Annotated in this window: 21 protein-coding genes; 2 read left to right on the forward strand and 19 right to left on the reverse strand. The window is 70.2% G+C overall.

Annotated elements, in window-relative coordinates; all coding sequences use genetic code 11:
- Nucleotide 1: 1 nt before the first annotated feature.
- The 16 genes from M2283_RS17025 to M2283_RS17100 form a co-directional block, all read right to left on the reverse strand.
- A complete protein-coding gene (locus tag M2283_RS17025) occupies nucleotides 2-799 on the reverse strand; it encodes an HAD family acid phosphatase (protein WP_280877095.1) in 798 nt (265 codons plus the stop codon).
- Between the two features lie 112 nt (nucleotides 800-911).
- Complete coding sequence (locus tag M2283_RS17030; protein ID WP_280877096.1) at nucleotides 912-2,024, reverse strand: right-handed parallel beta-helix repeat-containing protein; 1,113 nt, start codon at nucleotides 2,022-2,024, stop codon at nucleotides 912-914.
- A gap of 65 nt (nucleotides 2,025-2,089) precedes the next feature.
- The gene (locus tag M2283_RS17035; RefSeq protein WP_280877097.1) at nucleotides 2,090-3,133 is read right to left on the reverse strand and encodes a pectinesterase family protein; all 1,044 of its coding nucleotides are present in this window, start codon (nucleotides 3,131-3,133) and stop codon (nucleotides 2,090-2,092) included.
- Between the two features lies 1 nt (nucleotide 3,134).
- Complete coding sequence (locus M2283_RS17040) at nucleotides 3,135-4,265, reverse strand: pectinesterase family protein (RefSeq protein WP_280877098.1); 1,131 nt, start codon at nucleotides 4,263-4,265, stop codon at nucleotides 3,135-3,137.
- Nucleotides 4,266-4,368: 103 nt separating this feature from the next.
- Complete coding sequence (locus tag M2283_RS17045; protein ID WP_432423089.1) at nucleotides 4,369-5,679, reverse strand: pectate lyase family protein; 1,311 nt, start codon at nucleotides 5,677-5,679, stop codon at nucleotides 4,369-4,371.
- A gap of 17 nt (nucleotides 5,680-5,696) precedes the next feature.
- Entirely contained in the window at nucleotides 5,697-6,467 is a 771-nt protein-coding gene (locus M2283_RS17050; protein WP_280877100.1) for a rhamnogalacturonan acetylesterase, read from the reverse strand.
- Between the two features lie 96 nt (nucleotides 6,468-6,563).
- Nucleotides 6,564-7,901: an ABC transporter substrate-binding protein gene (locus tag M2283_RS17055; RefSeq protein ID WP_280877101.1), complete on the reverse strand. Its 1,338-nt coding sequence runs from the start codon at nucleotides 7,899-7,901 to the stop codon at nucleotides 6,564-6,566.
- 147 nt (nucleotides 7,902-8,048) lie between these two features.
- Nucleotides 8,049-9,557 carry a glycoside hydrolase family 43 protein gene (locus M2283_RS17060; protein ID WP_280877102.1) on the reverse strand — a complete coding sequence of 503 codons (1,509 nt, stop codon included), beginning with the start codon at nucleotides 9,555-9,557 and terminating at the stop codon, nucleotides 8,049-8,051.
- On the reverse strand, nucleotides 9,554-10,399 hold the full coding sequence (locus M2283_RS17065) for a PmoA family protein (protein ID WP_280877103.1): 846 nt from the start codon (nucleotides 10,397-10,399) through the stop codon (nucleotides 9,554-9,556). Before M2283_RS17065 ends, M2283_RS17060 begins: the two co-directional genes overlap by 4 nt.
- Nucleotides 10,400-10,422: 23 nt before the next feature.
- Nucleotides 10,423-11,538, reverse strand: a complete 1,116-nt coding sequence (locus M2283_RS17070) for a Gfo/Idh/MocA family protein (RefSeq protein WP_280877104.1) — start codon at nucleotides 11,536-11,538, stop codon at nucleotides 10,423-10,425.
- 49 nt (nucleotides 11,539-11,587) lie between these two features.
- Nucleotides 11,588-12,472, reverse strand: a complete 885-nt coding sequence (locus tag M2283_RS17075) for a carbohydrate ABC transporter permease (protein ID WP_432423090.1) — start codon at nucleotides 12,470-12,472, stop codon at nucleotides 11,588-11,590.
- On the reverse strand, nucleotides 12,469-13,404 hold the full coding sequence (locus M2283_RS17080; RefSeq protein ID WP_280877105.1) for a carbohydrate ABC transporter permease: 936 nt from the start codon (nucleotides 13,402-13,404) through the stop codon (nucleotides 12,469-12,471). Before M2283_RS17080 ends, M2283_RS17075 begins: the two co-directional genes overlap by 4 nt.
- Before the next feature lie 97 nt (nucleotides 13,405-13,501).
- A complete protein-coding gene (gene araD / locus M2283_RS17085; protein WP_280877106.1) occupies nucleotides 13,502-15,250 on the reverse strand; it encodes an L-arabinonate dehydratase in 1,749 nt (582 codons plus the stop codon).
- Entirely contained in the window at nucleotides 15,247-16,158 is a 912-nt protein-coding gene (locus tag M2283_RS17090; RefSeq protein WP_280877107.1) for a dihydrodipicolinate synthase family protein, read from the reverse strand. The genes araD and M2283_RS17090 overlap by 4 nt, the downstream gene beginning before the upstream one ends.
- Nucleotides 16,155-16,832: a GntR family transcriptional regulator gene (locus M2283_RS17095; RefSeq protein WP_280877108.1), complete on the reverse strand. Its 678-nt coding sequence runs from the start codon at nucleotides 16,830-16,832 to the stop codon at nucleotides 16,155-16,157. Before M2283_RS17095 ends, M2283_RS17090 begins: the two co-directional genes overlap by 4 nt.
- A gap of 155 nt (nucleotides 16,833-16,987) precedes the next feature.
- Nucleotides 16,988-17,575, reverse strand: a complete 588-nt coding sequence (locus tag M2283_RS17100) for a TIGR03086 family metal-binding protein (protein ID WP_280877109.1) — start codon at nucleotides 17,573-17,575, stop codon at nucleotides 16,988-16,990.
- A gap of 154 nt (nucleotides 17,576-17,729) precedes the next feature.
- On the opposite strand from M2283_RS17100, the gene M2283_RS17105 reads away from it, so the two are divergent.
- A complete protein-coding gene (locus tag M2283_RS17105; protein WP_280877110.1) occupies nucleotides 17,730-19,025 on the forward strand; it encodes an MFS transporter in 1,296 nt (431 codons plus the stop codon).
- On the opposite strand, the gene M2283_RS17110 is transcribed toward M2283_RS17105, so the two are convergent.
- Nucleotides 18,962-20,125 carry a hypothetical protein gene (locus M2283_RS17110; protein WP_280877111.1) on the reverse strand — a complete coding sequence of 388 codons (1,164 nt, stop codon included), beginning with the start codon at nucleotides 20,123-20,125 and terminating at the stop codon, nucleotides 18,962-18,964. The two genes, M2283_RS17105 and M2283_RS17110, sit on opposite strands and share 64 nt — an antisense overlap.
- Nucleotides 20,122-21,063, reverse strand: a complete 942-nt coding sequence (locus tag M2283_RS17115; RefSeq protein ID WP_280877112.1) for a 5-dehydro-4-deoxyglucarate dehydratase — start codon at nucleotides 21,061-21,063, stop codon at nucleotides 20,122-20,124. Before M2283_RS17115 ends, M2283_RS17110 begins: the two co-directional genes overlap by 4 nt.
- A gap of 241 nt (nucleotides 21,064-21,304) precedes the next feature.
- On the opposite strand from M2283_RS17115, the gene M2283_RS17120 reads away from it, so the two are divergent.
- Nucleotides 21,305-22,129 (forward strand): NAD-dependent epimerase/dehydratase family protein, encoded by an 825-nt coding sequence (locus tag M2283_RS17120; protein ID WP_280877113.1) that lies wholly within the window; start codon nucleotides 21,305-21,307, stop codon nucleotides 22,127-22,129.
- Nucleotides 22,130-22,138: 9 nt separating this feature from the next.
- Here M2283_RS17120 and M2283_RS17125 read toward each other — a convergent pair whose 3' ends face one another.
- Nucleotides 22,139-22,774 carry a TetR/AcrR family transcriptional regulator gene (locus M2283_RS17125; RefSeq protein ID WP_280877114.1) on the reverse strand — a complete coding sequence of 212 codons (636 nt, stop codon included), beginning with the start codon at nucleotides 22,772-22,774 and terminating at the stop codon, nucleotides 22,139-22,141.

Consider the following 22,774-nt stretch of genomic DNA (forward strand, 5'->3'; position numbering starts at 1 on the left):
GTCAGCTGACGAAGTACGTCGGGTTCGGGATCTTGTACGTCTTGTCGGCGTAGCCGCCGTCGAGGTCCGAGTACTGGTCGCCGAAGTTGGCGACGATCTCGTACCCGAGGTCCTTCTCGATGTGCTTGCGGGTGCCGGACTTGTACTGCACGGTGGTGCAGGTCCAGGTACCCGGCGTGGCGCAACCGCTGAGGTACGACGGCGGGTTGGCCGCGTCCTTGAGGAACATGTGACCGGCGTCGAGGTTCACATCGGCGCCGATCTTCTTCAGGTTGTCGACGGCCGCGGTGCGCTGCGCCTCGCTCAGACCCGAGTTGTAGAAGACCTCGACACCCTTGGCCTTCGCGTACTTCACCAGCTCGGCGCTGCCGAAGACGCCCGGGCGGTCGGCCTTGTTGACGTAGGCCGCCCAACTGGCCGAGTTGTACGTGTAGTTATACCGCTTCTCGTAGTCGAGACTGAGCAGCAGCGTGTCGTCGATGTCGAAGACGACCGCGGGCTTCTCGCCCTTGTGGTGGGCCTTGTGGGCCGCCTGGTCGATGTACTTCTTCGCGGCCGAGTCGATCCGCGCCAGGTCCTTGGCGTACGGGCTGGTCGCGGACGCCTGGTAGACGCCGTTGGCATCCGCCGTCGTACCGTAGTAGGTGTCGATGTCCTTCACCAGGAGCCCGATGTTGTAGGGCTCGTGGGTGGAGTTGGCCGTGGACTGTCCGGCCGTGGCGGCACCGGCTCCGTAGAGGCCGGCGCCGGCGAGGGCACAGGCGGCGGCGATCGCCGCGAAACGCAGTGGCTTATGCATGACAGGTAGTTCTACGCGCGTCACCCTGGCGGGCGCGAGACCCGTTGCCTGATCGATATCTCCTTCACAGGCAAAAATCGGGTCAAGCGCCCCGGGCGGCTCGGTGCGCGGCTCAGTTCATGGTCGCGCCGATGGTGGAGCTGCCCGTCGTCAGGAAGGTGGTGGCGGGCAGGGTGCCACTCGAACCGCGGGCGTTGTACGTGCTCGACGCGTCCGTGGAGACGAACGACGGCGTGCCGATCCCGCTGTCCCAGTTGTTGCCGGCCGAGGTGACCGAGGAGCCCTTGCTCACCGCGCCCCCGCCGTTGCTGACGGCGAGGTTCTTGCCGAGCTTGGCGGAGCTGGTGGCGAAGTAGTAGCCCCACTTGCTGTTGGCGTACGCGGTGGTGCGGTTGATGACGAGCCCCCCGGTGTTGGAGTTCTCGGTGAAGCCGTTGCCGGCGTTGCCCCAGGCCGCCGAGTTGTTGACGACGTGCGCGACGACCTCGCCGTCGCCGCCCAGCTTGTAGCCGTTGCCGTCGCCCGCGAAGGCCGAGTCGGACCAGCGGTTGTAGCCGTTGCCGAAGGACCAGGTGTGCTCGACGGTGACGGGGGTGGAGAAGGACCAGAAGTCGATCCCGTCGTCGGAGTTGTTGTAGAGCCGCGCCCCGGTGACCAGGTTCCCGCTGCCGGAGCCGAACTTGATGGCGATCCCGTCGGCGTTCTCGCCGTGGGTGGCGCCGTCGTAGTTGCCGTACGAGTCGATGTTCTTGACCGTGTTGTTCACGGTTCCGTCGCCCGTGAGCGTGAAGCCGGAGTCGCCGCCGTTGATGGTCTTGACGTTGTTCCAGTTGGTGCCGGTGCAGGACTGACAGACGACCGCGCTGTCCGGGGAGTTCTGGAAGGTCAGGTTGGAGACGTTCCAGTAGTCGGCGGTCAGCTTGAAGATCCAGGACCCGGACGGGAGCGAGGAGCCGTCGATCTTCACGGTCTCCGAGCCGTACGCGGTGAGCGTGACCGGCGCCGAGGAGGTGCCGTTGGTCGTCGACTGGAGGGTGGCGGTCGGGTAGTAGGTGCCGCCGCGCACCTGGATGACCGTGCCGGCGGTGGCACCGGAGATGGCGCTGGTCAGCTCGGCGTTCGTGTCGACGACGACCGTGGCCGCGTGGGCCTGGGTGGGGAGGACGGCGAGGCCTGCGCCTAACGCGAGGGCCGTGCCGAGGGTGAGAGCGGTACGACGAGACATAGGAGTGCGGTCCTTTCGTCGTGCGGTTTCTTGGGGATGTGGGGGTGTCGGGAACGTTGGGGCTTTCAGGGACGCCAGTCACCGAGGTAGGTCGCGGGGGTGTGCAACTTGGCCTCGGCGCCGGTGAGTTGGGGCCGGTTCTCGGGAACGGTGATCGTCGAGCCCGGCCCGGTGTTGCGGTACTCGTGGAAGCGCATCGTCTGCCAGGGGTAGGCGTCGCGCATGGTGGTGTACGGAGCCACGGCGTCGACGCCGGGCCCGATCCGGGTGTCCCGGACGACCAGGGACGGCCAGGCGGTCGTCTCGTACGACGGCACCCAGGGCCGCGCCAGTTTGTACGCGGCGTCCTCGGCGCCGGAGGTGATCCGGGAGCGGACGGCGAGGATGCCGTGCGGGTTGGCCCGGGCGGTGGAGGGGGCGAAGACCATGCCCTTGGGGGTGAAGGTCACGTCCCGCTGGAGGGTGCGGAAGTGGCACCCGTCGAACACGGCGGTGGCCCGGCCGAAGACGAAGTCGACGTCGCCCTCGATGTAACAGCGGTGGAAGTACTGCCGGTCGAAGACGTCGAGCGCGAGCGTGTCGACGAAGAGGGTGTCCTGGTGGGCCAGCAGCCGGACGTTCTCGAAGCGCGTGCGGTCGCCGTACGTGTAGGCGGCCACCGCCTGCGTCCCCGTGATCTCGGGATGGTCCGCCCGCAGCCAGTCGTTGGCGATCGTCAGATCCCGGACGGTCAGCCCGGGCGCCGCCGAGGTGAAGGTGGCGGAGCCCGCCGTGCCGTAGGTGGTGCCGTCGGGCTTCGGCGTGCCGTTGGCGTGGTCGAAGACGATGACGACGTCGCGCGGATCACGGGTGGCGCCGCGCAGGGCCAACTCCCGTTTCTCCACCGGCACGTTGACGACTTCGCGATACGTCCCCGGATGCACGACGATCGTCCGCCCGGGCCCGTCCGCCGCGTCCACGGCCGCCTGGACGGAGTCTCCGGGGCGGACGTGCAGGACCCGGCGGGCGGCGCTCTCGAAAGCGGGGGTGGCACCGAAAGCGGGACCGGCATCGACACCGACGCCGACCAGCCCACCGGCGATGCCCGTCAGAAGGGTGCGTCGGCGCATCTCAGCAGCCCTCCCGCCAGGGCGCCCAGTCACCCAGATATGCCTCGCGGGTCGCCGACGCGGCCTCGGCGCTGGCGAGTTGGGGCCGGTTCGCGGGGAAGGTGATCCGGGCACCGGGCCCGGTGTTGCGGTACTCGGCGAACCGCTGGCTCTGCCACGGGTAGGCGTCCGACATGTTGGTGTAGGGCGCGACCGCGTCGATGCCGGGGCCGAGGCGGGTCTCCCGGACGGTGAGCATCGGACGGGCCGTGGTGTCGGAGCTGGGCACCCAGGGACGGGCCAACTTGTAGGCGGCGACCGGGGCTTCACCGCTCACGTGCCCTCGCGTCACCAAGTAGCCGCGCGGGTTGGCGACCGCGGTGGAAGGCGCGAAGACGAAGCCGTACGGGGCGGAGGCGAGGTCGGTGCGGTTCAGGGTCCGGAAGTGGCAGTCCTCGTAGACCGCGGTGGCCCGACCGAAGACGAAGTCGACGTCGCCCTCGGCGTAACAGTGCGCGTAGTACTGGCGGGCGAAGGTGCCGAGCGCGAGCGTGTCCGCGTACAGCGTGTCCTGGTGGCCGAGGAAGCGGCAGTGGGTGAACGAACTCCGGTCGCCCTGCACCTTGATGGCGACCGCCTGGGTCCCGGTGATGTCGGGGTGGTCGGCGCGCAGCCAGTCGTTGGCGAAGGTGATCCAGCGGGCGGTGAAGCCGTCGGCCTGGACGGTCGTGGTGGCCGACCCGGTGGTGCCGTACGTGCCGCCGCCCGGCTTGGGGGTGCCGGCCGCGTTGTCGTAGACGATCACGACGTCCCGGGGGTCCTCCGAGGCGCCGATCCAGGTGGCCCCGGTACGGCTGACGTCGACGGCGACCGTCTCCCGATAGGTGCCGGGAGCGATGACGAGGGCCCAGCCGCTGCCGGCCGCGGCGGTCACGGCGGCCTGGACGGTGGTGTGGTCGCCGCGTCCGCGGGGGGCGACGTACAGGGTCTGCGGGGTGAGGCGGCGGCCGGGGGAACCGTACTGGCCGAAGGGGCCGCGCCGACCGGTGACGGCGTGCGCGGGGACAGCGACGAGGCCGACTCCGGCACCGACGGCGCCGGCAATGAACCGCCTTCTCGAAAGGGGACGTTGACCGTGATGGTGCGAGGGCATGCGGGTGCTCCTTCGCGGTACCGAGTTGGTGCTGAGTGATATCCGGGAGTGGCCGGGGCGGAGCCGAGACGCCGCCCCGGCGGTCGGTCGTGCGGAGGACGGATCAGCCCAGGCGTCCCGATCCGGCGCCGCAGTCGACGATGTGCGGGACGGCCCTGGCCGGATCGACCTTGGTGCGCAGCGACGGCGTCCAGCCCGCCCCGGACTCCAGGGTCTCGGCGGGGATCTCGGCGTTGTGGACGGCGATCAGGTCGGTCTTCACTCCGTTGACGTAGTTGTCGGCGGCGGTCAGCGGCGAGACGTTCCACCGCTTCAGCACCTTGCCCGCACTGACCCCCTCGGCCAGCGTGAACGCGTTGTGCTCAGCGACGAGTTGGGACTCCTTGCCGATACCGAAGCTGTAGGAGTAGCCGTCGTTCGCGACGAAGTGGTTGTTGTAGGAGTCCACTTGGCCGAACCGGACACGGGGCGCACGCTCGACGAGGTTCGAGAACAGGTTGTGATGGAAGGTGACCTTGAGGTGCCCCCGGTCGCCGACGGCCGTCGACTCGCTGTCGCTGTTGCCGACCAGGATCGTCTTGTCGTGGTCCTCGAAGACGTTCCAGGAGGCTGTGACGTAGTCGGCGCCCCTGACGACGTCGAGTTCACCGTCGTGCTGTTCGTAGATGCGGCCGTAGTAGGACGGCAGGGTGCTGTCCGGGTGGTCGCCGTCGGTGAACGTGTTGTGGTCCATCCACACGTGCGTCGAGCCGTAGATCACCGCGCTGTCGTACTCGGAGTTCCAGTTGCCGTCGGCGGTGTCGGTCGGGTCCCACTGCGGGAAGCAGTCGAGCGGGCTCTCGAAGCTCAGGTTGCGGACGATGACGTTGTCTACGCCCTTGATCTGCAGGCTGGCGCCGCTGAAGCCGGCGTTCTTGCCGATGCCGACGATGGTGGTGTTGGCCGGCACGGAGGCCTTGATGTAGGCGTCCTGGTTCGCGGCGGAGGCGCGGCGCAGGCCCTCGGGGCTGTCGGCGGGCTCGCCGTCCAGGTTCTTGTCGTGGCCCCAGACCGCGGGGTCGTACGTGGCCAGGTAGCCGGCGAAGTCGTACCCCGCCGCCTCGAACGAGGCACAACTCGGCCCGTCGGCGTCGATGGTGCCCTTCACCTTGATGATCTTCGGCGTGCTGCCACCGGCGGCGAGCGCGGCCTTGAAGCCGTCCCAGTCGCTGACGGTGTGGACGTGCGCGGCGTCGGCGGCGGCGCCACCGGTGGTGCCGGTGCCCGCGGCTGCCCAGCCGTCGTTGGCGGGCAGCACCTGCCGGTCGAGGGCGGGCCGGTGGGCGGCCTGGGCCGTCCCGGTGACGGCGAGCACGAGAGCCGTGCAGCCCACGACCGCCGTAATGACGCGTCCATGACATCCAAATGTGTGCACTGTGCGGGTCTCCTCAGCTATGCGGGTGGCCAGGTGATCCAGGAGGTGGGTATGTCCTCGTGCAGCCGGACGACATCGCGCCGGGCGAACACCCGGGTACGCACCGACTCCCGTGCCACGAGCCGCGCCACGGCGATGGCCCCCGGCGGATTGAAGTGCGTGTTGTCCTGCTCGGTGTCGGTCCAGTTGAAGTAGGTCTTCGTCGCCTCGACCCCGAGCGACTGCCAGAGCGCGAGCGACAGCGCCTCGACATCGAGCAACGCGACCCGTTCCTCCACGGCGAGCGCGCGCATGGCCGCCGGATACTCGCCGTGGGTCGGCAGGGCATTCCCGTCGACGTCGAACCGGCGGCGCTCGACGGGAGTTACGAGGACGGGCCGGGCACCCTTCGCGCGGGCGCCCGAGATGTAGAGCCGGAGACAGTCCTGGAACGTCGTCCAGGGCTCGGTGTACCGAATCGGATCTTCCACCTTCTCGTCGTTGTGCGCGAACTGGACGAGCAGCAGGTCCCCCGGCCGGATCACCGAGAGAATCGCATCAAGCCGACCCTCATCGACAAAACTCTTCGAACTGCGCCCGTTCACAGCGTGATTGGCAACAGTCAGCCCCTTCCGGAGAAAGAACGGTAAGGCCATCCCCCACCCGGTCTCAGGCGCGGCATCGGCGTATTTCTGAGCGGCGGTGGAATCCCCGGCGATATAGAGCGTGCGCTTCCTCTCCGGGCCTCGCCCGACGAGCGGAACGGCGGCCAGAGCGCCTGCGGCAACCTGTCTACGGCTAACTACCAAGACCGTTCACCTTCCCAACCCTTCAGAGGCGCGGGGAACTGCGCGAACAGCCACAACCAATCGGCAGTCCCCCACGAACCGAATCCACCCACAGCCTCAGTGGTTCTGCTTCCAATCCACCTGCGCGGCGTTCAACTGCTCGGCCACCGTGTCCAGGAAGTCCTTGGACGTCATCTTCCCGAGCAGCACCTTCTGGAAGTTCGGCTCATTGTCGGCCTTGGAGATCGTGTTCCAGTCCGGCAGGTAATACGGCAGCTGCACAATCTTCGTGCCGTTGCCGTTCAACGCCTCCGCCGCCAGCTTCGTGGGCTCGGCCGACTGGATCCACGCGTCCTGTGCGGCATCCGTGTTGGCCGGTATCTGCCCCGCCGACTTGTTGAACTTGGAGTTCTCCTCGTGCGAGAGGGCGAACTCGACGAACTTCCAGGAAGCCGCCTTGTTCTTGCTGGACTTGAACACGCTCAGCCCGTCGACGGGGTTGGAGATCTGCACCCGACTGCCGTCGTCCTGCGTCGGGTTGGGCAGCCCCCGGAACTTGCCCGCGCCCAGCGCCTTCAAGTGGTCCTGATACGAACCGAGGTTGTGGCTCAGCATCCCGATCGTGCCGCTGTCCCACTGCGCGACCATCTTGGTGAAGTCGTTGTTGACGTCGGCGGAAGGGGTGTCCTTCTTGTACAGCGCGACGTACTTCTCCAACGCGGCCACGTTCTTCGGGTCGTTGGCGGTGGTCTTGTCGCCGTTCCAGAACGAAGTGATCCCGCTCTGGCCGTACGCCGCGTCCAGCGCCGGCGCGATGGAGCCCTCGCCGCCGCGAATGGTGAACCCGAACTGGTTCTTGCCCTTGTCCGTGAGCTTGTCGGCGGCCGCGTAGAAGTTCGACCAGGTCGTCGGCGCCTCCAGCCCGGCGCTCTCGAACAGGTCCGTCCGGTACCACAGCGTGCCGTTGTTGGACGAGGTCGGGATCTGGTACAGCTTGTCGCCGCCGCCCGCGGCCCGGCTGCCGTCCACCAGGTTCTGGCTCAGCTTGCCCTTCAGCGAGCTCTTCGCCAACCGGCTGTCCAGCGGCTCCAGGGCGCCCTGCACCGCGACCTCGGCGAGCATCGCGGTGCCGACCCCGCCGACGTCGGGCAGTCCGCCGCCCTGGATGGCGGTGTCGTACTTGGACTGGGCGCTGGCGGCCGGGATCCCGACGTAGTTGACCTTGATGTCCGGGTTCTTCTTCTCGAAGTCGGCGATGATCTCCTTCCAGATGTCGGTGCGGACACCGCCGTTGTTGTCCCAGAAGGTGATCTCGCCCTTGCCGGAGCCCTCGTCGCCCTTGTCCCCCGCGCTCCCGCTGCCGTCGTCACCACAGGCGGTGGCGGTCAGCGCGAGCACGGAACCCAGGGCGACGGCGAGGGCGAGGCGCCTGCTTCTGCGGATGCTGATCTTCATCGGTCGGCTCTCTTCTTCTGGATCCAACGGTGACTTGCGGGTGCGGGGGGCGGCGGACGAAGGGGCGCGTGAGCGAGAGATGGGTAAGCGCTTGCCATGCAGGTGCTGCGTCATTGCGGCTCCCAACAGGACTACGGGTGAGGTGAGTTACAAGGAGTCGATCCTGAAGTGCGTGAAGGTTGCCGCGCCGGCGTGCCCCTTGCCGACGGGTGCCAGGGCGAACAGACCGAGCAGGGCTCCGACCCAGCGCCAGGGGGTGGCGGCGAAGACGGGACCGGAGGGGCGCGGGCCCTCGCCGAGGTCGTGGAAGAACCGGCAGCGTGCCCCCGCGCCGATCTCGATCCGCAGCCGCACGCGTCCCTCCGGCGCGAGCCGTGGGTGCGCGGCGTCCCGCTCCCTCTCGGCGACCGCCTCGGCGAACCGGTGCACGAGGTGGACCGTCCCGTCCTCGCCCCGCTGGAGCCCGATCCAGCCGAACGCGTCGCCGAGCACCGCGAGTCCGGCCCGCGCTCCCGGATCCTCGCTGTGCAGCCGCAGCTCGACCTCGACGGCGGACGGGGTGCCGGGCAGCCGCTGCGTGAGGACGTTCGGGAGTTTGCGCAGGTCATGGGTGTCGACCGAGCGGGCGCAGGTCAGCCGGAGTCCGTCGCCGGAGTGCTGGGTGGCCCAGCCGTCCTGCGGGTTGGCGGTCCACGACCACTGGCGGCCGAAGCGTCCGCCGGGGAAGTCGTCGTCGGTGGCGGGCGCCGCGGGAGGCTGCGGCGGTAAGTCGGGGCGTCGGTGTACGGCGACGGGGGCGCCCTCGTCCCCGAGCACCGGCCAGCCCTCCGCGCCCCAGCGCATCGGCTGGAGGTGCACGACCCTGCCGTACGCGCCCCGCTGCTGGAAGTGCAGGAACCAGTCCTCGCCGGACTGGGTGCGCACCCAGCCGCCCTGGTGGGGGCCGTTGACGTCGGTGTCCTTCTGTTCGAGGACGATCTTCTCCTCGTACGGGCCGAAGAAGCCGCGTGCGCGGAGGGCGCCCTGCCAGCCGGTCTCCACTCCCCCGGCGGGCGCCAGGATCCAGAACCAGCCGTCGTGCCGGTAGAGCTTGGGGCCCTCCAGGGTGAACCAGCCCGGGATGCGGTCTCCGTCGACGATCACCTTGCCCTCGTCGAGGAGTTCGGTGCCGTCGGGGCGCATACGGTGGCCGGTGAGGCGGTTCTTGATGCCGGAGCGGGACTTGGCCCAGGCGTGCACGAGGTAGGCCTCGCCGGTCTCCTCGTCCCACAAGGGGCAGGGGTCGATGAGCCCCTTGCCGGCCTTCATCAGGTGCGGGCGGGTCCAAGGGCCGCGTATCTCCGGGGCGTTGACCTGGAAGATGCCCTGGTCGGGGTCGCCCCAGAAGATCCAGAAGCGGTCGTCGTGATGGCGCAGCGAGGGGGCCCAGACTCCGCAGTCGGGCCGTGGGGTCCTGAACTCGGCGGCGGGTTCCAGGCGTTGCAGCGCGTGGCCGACCAGCGTCCAGTTGACCAGGTCGCGCGAGTGCAGCAGCGGCAGGCCGGGGGCGCGGCCGAAGGTCGACGCGGTGAGGTAGAAGTCGTCGCCGACGCGGATGACGTCCGGGTCGGACCAGTCGGCGTTCAGGACCGGGTTCGTATACACGTCGTCCGTCACCGGCTGACCGCCTTCCGCACCAGTGCCGCCGCTTCGCTCCGGCCCAGCCGGCCGTCGGCGACGACGGTGACGACCCGGCGTACGACGGTCGCGCCGGACGGGACCGGCAGCCGTTCGGTGTGCGCCAACGACGAGCCCACGCCCGGGTATTCGGCGGTGCGCACGAACCACGGGTCCTGGCGGGTGGCGTCCGTGGCGCCGGCGAGGACGAGGGTCCAGCCGGCGCCCGTGAGGGCGAGCCAGTCGGCTCGGGTGCCGTGGACCGCCGACTCGCCCTCGCGCTCGGCGGTGAAGACGTCGGGGGTGGTGGACTCCTTGCGGGCCCGCCAGAAGAAGCCGCCGTAGGCCGCGCCTGGGCGCCCGTTGGTGGCCGGGCTGCCGATGGACAGCGGGTCGGGCGTGATGTTGGTGAGGGAGAAGGTGAAGTCCAACGCCCAGGCGGTGTCGGTGAGTTCGGTGGCGGAGACGGTGCGGCGCTCGCGCAGCAGCTCGGCGCCGGACGCCACCCAGCGCAGTTCCTCCACGAAGCCGTCGGGGTCGCGGAGCTGGAAGGCGGCGTGGCGCTGGGCACCGTGGTTGTCCAGTTCGGTGGGGCCCTGGTCGCGGACGTAGGTGCGGCCGCCCCAGAAGTTGTGCCCCTCGACGTCGGGAACGGCGACATCGACGCCGAGGTGGTGGAGGTGGTCGGCGGGGCTCAGTTCGGTGACCGCCGTGCCGGCCAGGGTGGTGACGGGGTGCAGATGGGGGCGCGGGGAAAGGACGCCCGGCAGTTCGGGCCGGGTGACGTAGCGGCCGACCGGGCGGCCCGCGACGCGCAGGACCAGGGTGTCGTCGGTCGTCATGTGCTCACCTCTTTCGGTAGCGCTCAGGAGGCGCCCAACTCGGAGTAGAGGGCGAGGGAGTCGGCCGCGGCGACGACCAGGCCGTCGATGCCGCGCACCACCCGGCGGTCCTCGTCGGGCAGGAAGTACCACGCGTCGGCGGGCAGTTGGGCCGGGTCGGCGGCCAGTCGGATCGCTTCGACGACCTTCATGAAGGCGCCCGTGGCATCCGGTTCGACCAGCAGGGCGGCGCCGGTGGTGAGGTGCTCGACCAGGTTCTCCAACAGGTCCGTGCGGCCGTACTCGCTCTCCTGCGGACCGTGGTCCGCCCGCTGCACCAGCACCCGGTCCAGCTTGTACCAGTAGGTGATCCGGCCGCTGTGGCCGTGCACCACGACGTACGGCTCCCCCGCCTCCTCGGCGCACAGGGTCGCGGCGACGGTGACCGGGCCGCGCGGGGTGCTCACGCGGACGCAGGAGGTGTCGTCGGACTCGATGTCGTTGGCGCGCAGCAGCTCGGTCTCGATGCCGGTGACGTCCTCCGCGCGGGTGGTGCCGAGCAGGGCGAGCCCGGTGGCGACGGTGTGAGCGAGGGGGTTGGTGAGCACCCCGTCGACCACGTCGACGCCGTTCAGGCGCCGCTTCCCGGCCCAGGGTGCCCGTCGGTAGTACGACTCCGCACGCGCCCAGGCCCCGGCCCCGCCGACACCCACGATCTCCCCGATCGCGCCCTCGGCGAGCAGCTTCCGGATCGCGGGGACGGCGTGCGAGCCCAGCGACTGGAAGCCGATCTGGCAGACCACGCCGGCCGCGGCGACCCCGTCGGCCATCCGCCGGAACTCCGCGTACGAGGGCGCGGGCGGCTTCTCCAGCAGGAGGTGCACGCCCCGCTCGGCGGCGATCAGGGCGAGGTCGGTGTGGGTCGGGATCGGCGTGCAGATCACGGCGACGCGGGCCCGGGTGGAATCGAGCAGAGCAGCGAAGTCGGCGGACTGCTCGGGCAGTTCGCCCCCGAACTCCTCCTCGGTCAGCGGCGTCAGCTCGCAGATTCCCACGAGTCGTACGAGCCCCTTGTCCTGGAGCCTGCGGATGTTCTCGACGTGCCAGCGGCCGTGGCCGCGCGCACCCGCGAGAACGACGGGAACGGGGATGCTGCTCATGGGATTCTCCCTGCGCTGTCGATCTTTGCGTGCAGGGTAAGTCGTCGGCTCATCCCTTCACCGCCCCCGCGCTGAAGCCGGTGATCAGCCACTTCTGGATGAAGGCGAACACGAGCACGACGGGTACGGCCGCGATGATGCCGCCCGCGGCGAGCGCGCCGAGGTCGACGCTGTCCGCGCTCATCAGGGTGTTGAGGCCGACCGGGATGGTCTGCTTGCCCTGGTCGGACAGGAACATCAGGGCGAACAGGAAGTGGTTCCAGGCGTGCACGAAGGCGAAGGAGCCGACGGCGATCAACCCGGGCCGCAGCAGCGGGAGTACGACGATCCGGAACGCGGTGAAGCGGTTGCAGCCGTCGACCCAGGCGGCCTCCTCCAGAGAGTAGGGCACGTTCCGGATGAACCCGCTGATGAGGATCATCGACAGCGGCAGCTGGAAGACGGTCTCGGCGATGACCACGCTGGACAGCGAGTTGATCATCCGCAGGTTGGCGAAGATCTCGAAGAGCGGGACCAACAGCAGCGCCCCCGGCACGAACTGGGTGCACAGCAGCGCGAGCATGAAGGCCCGCTTGATCCTGAAGTCGAACCGGGCGAGGGCGTAGCCGCCGGCGAGGGCGACCAGGGTCGTCATCACCAGTGTCGAGACGCCGACCAGCACGCTGTTCTGGAAGTAGGTGCCGAACGCCCGCTCGTTCCAGACCTTTTCGAAGTGCTCGAAGGTCATCGGCCAGGGCACCAGCGAGGTCGAGCCGGCCGGGCGCAGGGCGAAGAGGAGGATCCAGTAGAAGGGGATCAGGGTGAAGACCAGGTAGATCGACAGGGGGACGTAGATCTGCCAGCGGGGAGCCTCGTCCCAGGCGCGGCGCCGGCCGCGCGTGCCGGTCGGCGGGGGCTCGACGCGCTCGGGAGCGGGTGCGATCTCGGTGATCACTTCTGGCCACCTCCGAACTTGCTCAGCCGCAGATAGACGATCGAGCAGAAGAGCAGGATCACGAACGCGACCGTGGTCAGGGCCGACGCGTAGCCGAAGTTGTGGGCGTCCACGCTGGTGTTGGCGATGTAGAGCGGCAGGGTCGTGGTCTCGCCGGCCGGTCCGCCGCCGGTGAGGGTGTAGAGCAGGTCGACGTTGTTGAACTCCCACACCGCGCGCAGCAGCGTCGACAGCACGATGGCGTCCTTCAGGTGCGGCAGCGTGATGTGCCAGAACTGCTGGAGGCGGCGCGCCCCGTCGACCTCGGCGGCCTCGTACAGGTCCTTCGAGACGGACTGCAGGTCGGCGAGGATGAGGATCGCGAAGAAGGGCACCCCGCGCCACAGGTCGGCGACGATCGCCGCCGGGAAGACGGTCGCGGTGTCCGACAGCCAGCTGGTGCCGTAGGCGCCGATGCCCATGTCCGCGAGGTAACGGGTCACGCCCGTCTGGGAGTTGTAGAGCAGCACCCAGATCGCGGAGGTCAGTACGCCGGAGACCGCCCACGGGGAGAACACCAGCGCGCGGCCGACGGCCCGCCCGACGAAGGTCTGGTTGACGATCAGCGCCAGCGCCAGACCGAAGAGCAGTTGCAGTCCCACCTCGACGATCACCCATTTGGCGCTGAAGGTCAGCGTGTCCCAGAACTGCGGGTCGTCGGTGAAGGCGTGCACGAAGTTGTCGAAGCCCGCGTAGCCGTTGCGCCACGGCTTGGTGGGGTTGTAGTTCTGCAGGCTGTAGTAGAAGACGCTGATCACCGGGTAGGCGATGAAGCCCAGCATCAGCAGCGCCGCCGGGGCGATCAGCAGGTAGGGAAGCCTGCGGGGCGTGGCGGAGGCACGGCGTCGCCGGGGTGGCGCGGGCGGTTTCGCCACGGCTGCGGCTTGGGCCATGACTGTTCTCCGTTCAGTACAGGAAGCTCAGTGCGGGAAGCTCAGTGCGGGAAGCTGAGTACAGGAAGCGCTTGCTCAACGGGCATGCGAAAGGTGCTCAACCGGCGTACGGGTCCGGCACCTGGCCCGGCCGGGCCAGGAACTCGAAGTCGCAGCCGGTGTCCGCCTGGGTGATCTGTTCGTTGTAGAGCGCGCCGTAGCCGCGCTCGTACCGTGCGGGCGGCGGTGTCCACTCCGCCCTGCGTCGCGCCAGCTCCTCGTCGTCCACGTTGAGTTGGAGGGTGCGTCCCTCGACGTCCAGAGTGATGGTGTCCCCGCTCCGGACGAGCGCCAGCGGTCCGCCGACGTACGACTCGGGCGCCACGTGCAGCACGCAGGTGCCGTAACTCGTGCCGCTCATGCGGGCGTCGGAGATCCGGACCATGTCCCGGACACCCTGTTTGAGCAGGTGGTCGGGGATCGGCAGCATCCCGTACTCGGGCATGCCGGGACCGCCCTTGGGACCCGAGCCGCGCAGCACGAGCACGGTATCGGCGGTGATGCCCAACTCCGGGTCGTTGATGGTGCGTTGCAGGGTCCGGTAGTCGTCGAAGACCACCGCGGGCCCGGTGTGCTTGAGCAGGTGCGGCTCGGCGGCGATGTGCTTGATGACGGCGCCGTCCGGGCAGAGGTTGCCGCGCAGCACGGCCACCCCGCCCTCGCTCGCGACCGGGTTGTCGCGCGGCCGGATGACGTCGTCGTTGTGGACCTGGGCGCCCGCCAGTTGCTCGCGCAGGGTGTCGCAGGAGACCGTCGGCCGGTCCAGGTGGAGCAGGTCCGGGATGCGGGAGAGGAACCCGGGCAGTCCGCCGGCGAAGTGGAAGTCCTCCATGAGGTACGTCCGTCCGCCGGGCCGCACGTTCGCCAGCACCGGCACCGTGCGGGCGACGCGGTCGAAGTCGTCGAGGGTGAGCCGGACGCCGGACCGGCCCGCCATGGCGATCAGGTGGATCACGGCGTTGGTGGAGCCGCCGAGGCCGAGCACGGTGGTGACGGCGTCCTCGAAGGCGTCCCGGGTGAGGATGTCGCTCAACTTCCGGTCCCGGTGGACCAGTTCGACGATACGCAGGCCAGCGGCGGCGGCCATCCGGTCGTGCCCGGAGTCCACGGCCGGGATGCTGGACGCGCCCGGGACCGTGACGCCGAGCGCCTCGGCGGCGGCGGTGAGCGTGGACGCCGTACCCATCGTCATGCAGTGGCCGGGCGAACGGGCCAGGCCGCTCTCCAGTTCGGTCAGTTCGCAGTCGCCGATGAGTCCGGCGCGCTTGTCGTCCCAGTACTTCCACATGTCGGTGCCGGAGCCCAGGACTTCGTTGCGCCAGTGGCCGGGGAGCATGGGCCCGGCGGGAACGAAGACGGTGGGCAGGTCGACGGAGGCGGCGCCCATGAGGAGCGCGGGCGTGGACTTGTCGCAGCCGCCCATCAGCACGGCGCCGTCCACGGGATACGACCGCAGCAGCTCCTCGGTCTCCATCGCGAGCAGGTTGCGGTAGAGCATCGGGGTCGGCTTCTGGAACGTCTCGCTGAGCGTCGAGACCGGGAACTCCAGCGGGAATCCGCCGGCTTGCCACACCCCGCGCTTCACGGCCTGCGCGCGATCGCGCAGGTGGACGTGGCAGGGGTTGATGTCGGACCAGGTGTTGAGGATCGCGATGACCGGCTTGCCGAGGTGCTCCTCGGGGAGATAGCCGAGTTGGCGGGTGCGGGCGCGGTGGCTGAAGGAGCGCAGGCCGTCGGTGCCGTACCACTGGTGGCTTCTGAGCTCTTCGGGCGACTTCGTTCGGGTTCTGCCGACGGGGGCGTTCATATCGACCACCCGGCGGCGATCTCGGCGACCTCGGCGCGCTCGTTCTCCGGCAGTTGCCTGCTCGGCGGGCGGACCTCGCGGCGGCACAGGCCGAGGGACGCAAGCGCTTCCTTGACGATCGTGACGTTGTTGGCGGAGCCGTTCGCCGCACGTAGTTCCTCGAAGCGGCGGATCTGCTCCCAGACCTTCATCGCCCCTGGATAGTCCCCTGATCGAAGCGCTTCGATCATGTTCAGCGAAACGGACGGGGCGACGTTCACGAGCCCCGAGGTGAAGCCGGTGGCGCCCGCCGAGAAGTAGGAGGGCGCGTACGGTTCGGCCAACCCGGCCACCCACACGAAGCGTTCGAGCCCCGCGTCCCGCGCGAAGGCGGCGAAGCGGGCGGCGTCCGGGACGGCGTACTTGACGCCGATGACGTTCGGGCAGTGGTCGGCGAGTTCGGCGAGGCGGGCGCCGGGCAGTTGGGCGTTGCGGATGTACGGGACGACGCCCAGGTCGGGCACGGCCTCGGCGATGGCGCGGTGGTAGTCGACCCAGCCGGCCTGAGAGACGTACGGGTGGATGGGCTGGTGGACCATCACCAGCTGGGCGCCGTGGTCCTGCGCGTGCCGGGCGGAGGCGATGGCGGTGGGCACGTCGTGGCCGACGCCGACGAGGATCGCGGCGCGCTCGCCCGCCTCGTCGATGGTCAACTCCGTGACGAGCTGCCGCTCTTGAGGGGTCAGGGCGTAGAACTCGCCGGTGTTCCCGTTGGGCGTGAGGATGCGGACCCCGCCGTCGAGCAGGCGGCGCAAGAGGGCCCGGTGGGTGTCCTGGTCGACGCTGCCGTCCTCGGCGAACGGGGTCACCGGGATCGCCACCACGTCGGCCAGGGCCGCCCGTTGGGTCTCGAACGTCACGGCGCTCATTCCTGACCCTCCTGACCTTCCTGGCCCGCGGCCTGGTCCGTCACTTGGGGGAACGCCCGCTCGACGAAGGACCCGATGTGGGCGTGCAGGGCGCGGGCCGCGCCGTCCGCGTCGCCGTCCAGGGCGAGCCGCAGGATCTCGCGGTGCTCGCCGGCCTCCCGCTCCCAGGAGGGCGAGGCCGCCCAGGCGACGGCGGAGACGAGGGCGGCCTGGTCACGGACCTCGTCGAGCATCCGGCCGAGCAGCGGGTTGCCGCACGGCAGGTAGAGGGCGCGGTGGAACTCCCGGTTGGCCAGGGACCGTTCGGCGGTGTCGGTGGCGTCGTCGGCCTTGGTGAGGGCGTCGCGCGCGGCGGCGAGCGAGGCCCCACGGCGCACCGACCGCTTCAGCGCCTCGGGTTCGAGCAGCAGTCGTACGTCGTAGACCTCGCGCGCCATGTCCGCGTCCACCATGCGCACCGTGACGCCCTTGTACTGGTTCATCACGACGAGCCCGGTCCCGGCCAGGGTCTTGAGCGCCTCGCGCACCGGGGTCTTGGACACCCCGAACGACGCGGCCAGCTCGGTCTCGACCAGGGCCTGACCCGGCGTCAACTGCCCGGTGAGGATGCGGCGTTTGATCTCCTCCTGCACGTACTGCGTGCGGGAGGGGATCGGCGTGGGCACAGAGGTCATGCGCGCCTCTCGGAAGTCACGTATCAGATCTGAGGTATCTGATCTCGCGTATCGCGTCTCATATATGACGTACGAAGTACGACGCGTTGAAGCTAGGAGGGCGCGCATGTTTCGTCAATGCTTCTGACAAAGGAAGTTGAGGTTGCCGGGGCGGTCTACGGCTTCCAGCCGGGGTCCCGCCCGCTCAGCCCCACCGCCCGGTCCAACAGCGGCGCGTCCTCCGGTACCGCTACCACCGGGCCGAAGATGCCGCCTCCTCGGCTCGGGTCGGCCGTGGCCGCGAACAGGAAGTCGTACGACGCCTGGAGCGCTGCCGGGTCGGGGGCGTAGGTCTGGCCGGTGACCCTGGCCAGGTCCCAGCCGTGGATGACCAGTTCGTCGGCGGCGACGGCCGCGGCGACCGCGCCGGGGAGGTCCACGCCGCCCGCGCGGGTCATGCCGGTCCAGGCGGCCGGGTCGCGCCAGGCCTCGGCGAGTTCGTCGAGGGCCTTGGGCAGTTCCGCCCGCCAGCCGGAGCCGATGTCGGGCAGGGCGGTGGCCGGGCTGGTGTCGGTCGTGGCACCCAGGTCCTTGCGCGCGGCGTCGCGGAAGGCGACGGACAGACCGAGCACGTGGCCCAGCAGATGGCGCAGGGCGTAGTCGGGGCACGGGGTCCCGTCCCCGAGCCGCTCGTCCGGGATGCCCTCCGCGAGACGGGCGATGACCCGGGCCTGCGGTCCGAAGTCAAAAGTGCTGTCGCTCATGCGCTTCCCTTCCAGGGTTCGGTCTCCACTCATGAGGTAGACCGTCGGCGGCCCCGAAACTCATCGCACACGCGCGCCACGCCCCTGCCGCCGTGCGTTTCTACGGCACCTGCCCGATGCCTCCACCCCCGCCTTAGACCCACGATGACCAGGCATGACGACAAACTGGACCGTGACGCGCATCCTGCGGGACCGCAACGCGGGGCTGTATCTCGTGGGTCTGGTGGTGTCCGCCTTCGGCACGTCCGCGCTCGGGCTCGCGGCCGGCGTGTGGGTGAAGGACCTCACCGGTTCGAACGGTCTCGCCGCGCTGTGCACCTTCGCCGTGTGGGCCCCGACCCTGTGCGGCCCGGCCCTCGGCACGATCGCCGACCGCGTCCGCCGCAAGCCCCTGCTGATCGGGACGAACCTCGGCCTGGCCGCCCTCCTTTTCACCCTCGTCGGCGTCGGCTCCCGCGCCGACCTGTGGCTGCTCTTCACGGTCCTGTTCGTCTACGGCACCACGCTCGTCGTCCAGGACCCCGCCGAGTCGGCCCTCCTCGCCGCCGTCGTCGACCAGGACCTCCTCGGCGACTTCAACGGGCTGCGCATGACCGCCGTGGAGGGCATGAAACTGGTCGCGCCGCTGACGGGCGCGGGCCTGTACGCCGCGTTCGGCGGGCCCGCGGTGGCCGGCCTGGACGCGGTCACCTTCGCGCTGGCGGCAGGCCTGTGGCTGCTGATCCGCGCACACGAGGAGCCACCCGGGCGTCCCGCCGGCACCTGGCGGACCCAAACCGCCGAGGGCGTCCGCGAGGTGTGGCGGCATCCACTGCTGCGCCCCCTGGTCCTGGCGGGCGGCGCCATGATGTTCCTCGCCTCCCTGAGCAGTTCCACCACCTACGCGATCGTCGACGCCCTGGGGCACTCCCCCGCCTACACGGGCGTGCTCTACGCGGCCCAGGGCACCGGCTCTGTGGCGGTCGGACTGGTCTCCGGGCCCGCGCTACGACGGCTGGGTGAACACCGGTTCGGGGCGGCCGGCATCGCCCTCACGGCGGTCGGGGTGGCCGCGCGGGCGGTGCCGTCCGATCCGGTGGTGCTGGCGAGCGGCGCGGCGATCGGCCTGGGGCTGCCGTGCGTCCTGATCGCCGCGTTCACCGCCGTACAGCGCGAGTTGCCGGGTCCGCTCCTCGGCCGGGCGACCGCGACCGCCAACACCCTGATCTTCACGCCGAACGTGATCGGACTGGGGGCGGGAGCGGCACTGGTCGAACTGGCCGACTACAAGCTCCTGTTGATCCTGATCGGGCTGGCGCTGCTCGCGACGAGCGCTTCACTGGCGCTGCTCGGGACGGGCGCGCCGCCGCCTCAGAACCCGGATCGGAGCCCGGCCCAGGATCCGGATCAGAGCTCCGCCATGGCAGACCGCACCTCCACCAAGTCCGCCTCCGACGCCAACCCCGCGTGATAGAGCCGCAGTTCGCTCGCCCCGAGGTCGCGTGCCCGTGCCGCGTCCGCCGCCAGCGCGCCCGGCCGTCCCCCCATCCCGGAGACCACCGTGAAGTTGGCGGCCAACACCGCCCCGGCCCTGCCCTGTTCGGCGAACGGCGTGAGCAGGCCCGGGCCGCCCGTGCAGGGGACGACCACGCCGTCGGCCACCGACAGGATGTGTCCGGGGTCCACACCCACGTTGGCACCGCAGTGGTACGACTCCGGGTCCGCGTGCAGCAGTACCTGGAAGTCGGCGGGTGCGGCGGCCCGGACCGCCGCGACCGCCGTCTCCTGAAGGGTGCGGGCCCGCTCGTCGCGCCACGCGCGTGTGGCCGTCGCGTTCGCCTCGCCGAGGAGTTTCTCGACCCCCGCCCAGCCGCCGTCGGAGGGCGCCCCCCGCCACACCGGTTCCAGCGCGGCGCGTACGACCGCCGCCAACTCGTCGGCGTCGAGGCCCTGTTCGCCGTAGCCCTCTGCGCAGGTCGGGCAGAAGCACAACGACATGAGGTACTGGCCGGCGTCGCCGAGACCCACCCCGGCGGTCTTGTCGTGGGCGTGCAGGTGCTGGAGGCCGTACCAGCCCAGGGACTCCAGTTCGGTGCCGCGTGCGCCGGGCCGGACCGCCGCCTCGGCGGCCAGGTCGACGAGGTACGCGCGCGTGGCGGGTTGGGCGATGCACGGGGCCCACGGGTAGCGGTCGCCATAGGCGTTGATGACCGAGGTGTCCGGATGGTCCGCGCCCAGGCGGGAGTTGTGCGCGAGGACGACCCAGGTGTGCACCTCCAGACCGGCGTCCGCGAGGGCGGTCGCGGCCTCGCCGTACGCGTCCCCGGGCGCCCACTCCCCCGCCGGGTACGGGCGCAGGGTGCGGCCGTACCAGCGGTCGTCGGCCGGGTAGAGCACGGCCGCGTGTTCGGCGGTGACGATGCGGTGGCGCGGGTGGCGGGGCGTCAACGCGCGCGTGGAGTGATAGGCCGAGGCCAGCGTCGCCTGCCGTACACCGAGCCCGGCGATGAACTCGGCGGCCCCCGGGTCCCCGTTGACGTCCCAGGGGTAGACGAACGCCGACGCCTTCACATGTCCTCCTCGACGAGCGCGTACCCGCGCTCGATCAGCTGGGCGAGCTGCTTCACATGCTCCTCCGCCGGCTCGTGCAGCGGCGGCCGGACCTCCCCCACGTCGAGCCCGCGCATCCGCACCCCGGCCTTGACCAGCGAGACGGCGTAGCCGCGGCCCTGGGCGCGCAGTTCGACGAACGGCCGGTAGAAGCCGTCGAGGAGGCGGTGCGCGGTGGTGTCGTCGCCGGCGGCGAGGGCCTGGTGGAAGGCGAGGGCGATCTCGGGGACGAAGCAGAAGACGGCGGAGGAGTAGAGCGTGATGCCGATGCCGCGGTAGGCGAGCTGGGTCTGTTCGGCGGTCGGCAGGCCGTTGAAGTAGAGGAAGTCGCCGGGGACCTCGGTGCGTACGGTGCTCACGATCCGCTGCATGAGGTCGAGGTCGCCGAGCCCGTCCTTGAAGCCGATGATCCCGTCCGTGCGGGCCAGTTCGACCACCGAGGCCGGGGTGAACACGGCGTTGTCGCGCTGGTAGACGATCACCGGCAGCGCGGTCGCGGCGGCCACCTCCCGGTAGTGCCGCAGCAGCCCCTCCTGCCCGGCGACCACGAGGTAGGGCGGCATGGCGAGCAGCCCGTCCGCGCCGGCCGCCGCGGCGAGACGCGCGTAGCGGACGGCGAGTGCGGTGCCGTAGCCGGCACCCGCGACGACCGGCACGCGCCCGTCCGTCGCCTCGACGGCGGCCTCTATGCAGGCCTCGAACTCCTCGGGCGTCAGCGCGTGGAACTCGCCGGTGCCGCAGCAGGCGAACACGGCGGCGGCCCCCGCCTCCACCCCGCGCCGCACGTGCGCGCGGTACACGTCGAGGTCGACCGAGCCGTCCGGGCCGTAGGCGGTGACGGGGAAGAACAGCGGCCCGCTGGGGATGCTGAGTCGAGCGGCGAGAGGGGCTGGCGTCACGGGCTCTCCCTGGCAGGCGCGTACGTTCTTCTGATCAGTGTCTACATCCCTGAACATCGCCACACTATGGAGCCTGCTCCGGGCCGGTCAAGCGCGCAACCGGGCAACACGAGAACGGGAAAGAGGCAGAAAGTGAGTGGATTCGTCGACCCCGCGCAACACTTGACGAAGCACGTGAGCGATCCTTAGCGTGTCCATGAATGTGAATGCCGTCCATACATGCGCCCGAGGAGACCCGAGGATGCCCGCTCCCCGCACCGTTCTGCTGACCGGCGCCGCCGGCGGACTAGGCACCCTGATGCGGGAGCTGCTCCCGGCCTACGGCTACGAACTGCGCCTGCTCGACCTGCGCCCCGTCGAGGGCGCGCCGAACGCGATCACCGCGGACCTCGCCGACAAGGCGGCCCTGCGCGAGGCGGTACGGGGCGTCGACGCGATCATCCACCTCGCGGGGATCTCCCTGGAAGCCCCCTTCGAGAAGATCCTCAAGGCGAACATCGAGGGGACCTACAACCTGTACGAGGCCGCGCGAGAGGAGGGCGTGGACCGGATCGCCTTCGCCTCCTCCAACCACGCCGTGGGCTTCACCCCGCACCCCGAGGGCGAGGCACCGTTCGACGCGAGCGCGCTGATCCCGATCGACACCCCGCGCCGCCCGGACACCTTCTACGGTCTGTCCAAGTCCTTCGGCGAGGATCTCGCGCAGCTCTACTGGGACCGGCACGGCCTGGAGACGGTGTCGGTGCGCATCGGCTCCTGCTTCGCGGAGCCGTCCAGCGTGCGCATGCTGTCGGTGTGGATGAGCCCGGCCGACGGCGCCCGTCTCTTCCACGCGGCCCTCACCGCGGAGAACGTCGGCCACACCGTCGTCTACGGCTCCTCCGCCAACACCCGCCTGTGGTGGGACCTTTCGACCGCGCGGGCGCTGGGCTACGACCCGCAGGACGACTCGGAGCCGTACGCGGAGAAGCTGATCGCCGAACAGGGCGAGCTGGACCCGGAGAACGTGGCGCACGCCTACCTGGGCGGCCACTTCGTCAACGACCCGCCGATCTGGCCCTATTGAGCACCGGCGTCAGACGAGCCCGTGCCGGCGCAGGAACGCGTCGGCCAGGCCGTCGGTGAACGCCTCGCCGATCGGCTCGTCACTCACCAGTACGCGGTAGTAGAGCGGGCCCACGAGCTGGTCCGTCTCCGCCTCGATGTCGACATCGGCGGGCAACAGGCCCGCGTCCAGGGCGCGTTGCAGCACCGCCCGGTCGCGGAGCCGTTGCGGCTCCAGGCACCTGGACCGGAAGTCGCGGGCGAACCCCGGATCAAGCTGGGCCTGGGCGATCAGCGCCCGGAAGACGGCACCGGGGTCCGACTCGCCCAGGAACCAGGCCAGTTGGCGCAGATAGGCGCTCAGGTCGCGGGCGAGGTCGCCGGTGTCGGGCGGGGTCAGGTCCTCGACGGCATCCTGCAGCAGCGCGTCCATGAGGATGTCCGTCTTGGCGCTCCACCACCGGTAGAGGGTCTGCTTGGCCACACCGGCACGCGCCGCGATGCCCTCCATCGTGACGCCCGCGAAGCCCTTCTCGACCAGCAGGTCGTCGGCCGCCTCCAGCACCGCCTGCCGGGCCCCCTCGCTGCGCCCGTGCCGATTGCCGTGGTGCCGCCGCCCGGACCCTTCGCCGGTGCCGCCCGCCTCGGCGCGCGCAACAGATGTCAT

This window comes from Streptomyces pseudovenezuelae, from assembly GCF_029892565.1.
Classification (GTDB): Bacteria; Actinomycetota; Actinomycetes; order Streptomycetales; family Streptomycetaceae; genus Streptomyces; species Streptomyces pseudovenezuelae_A.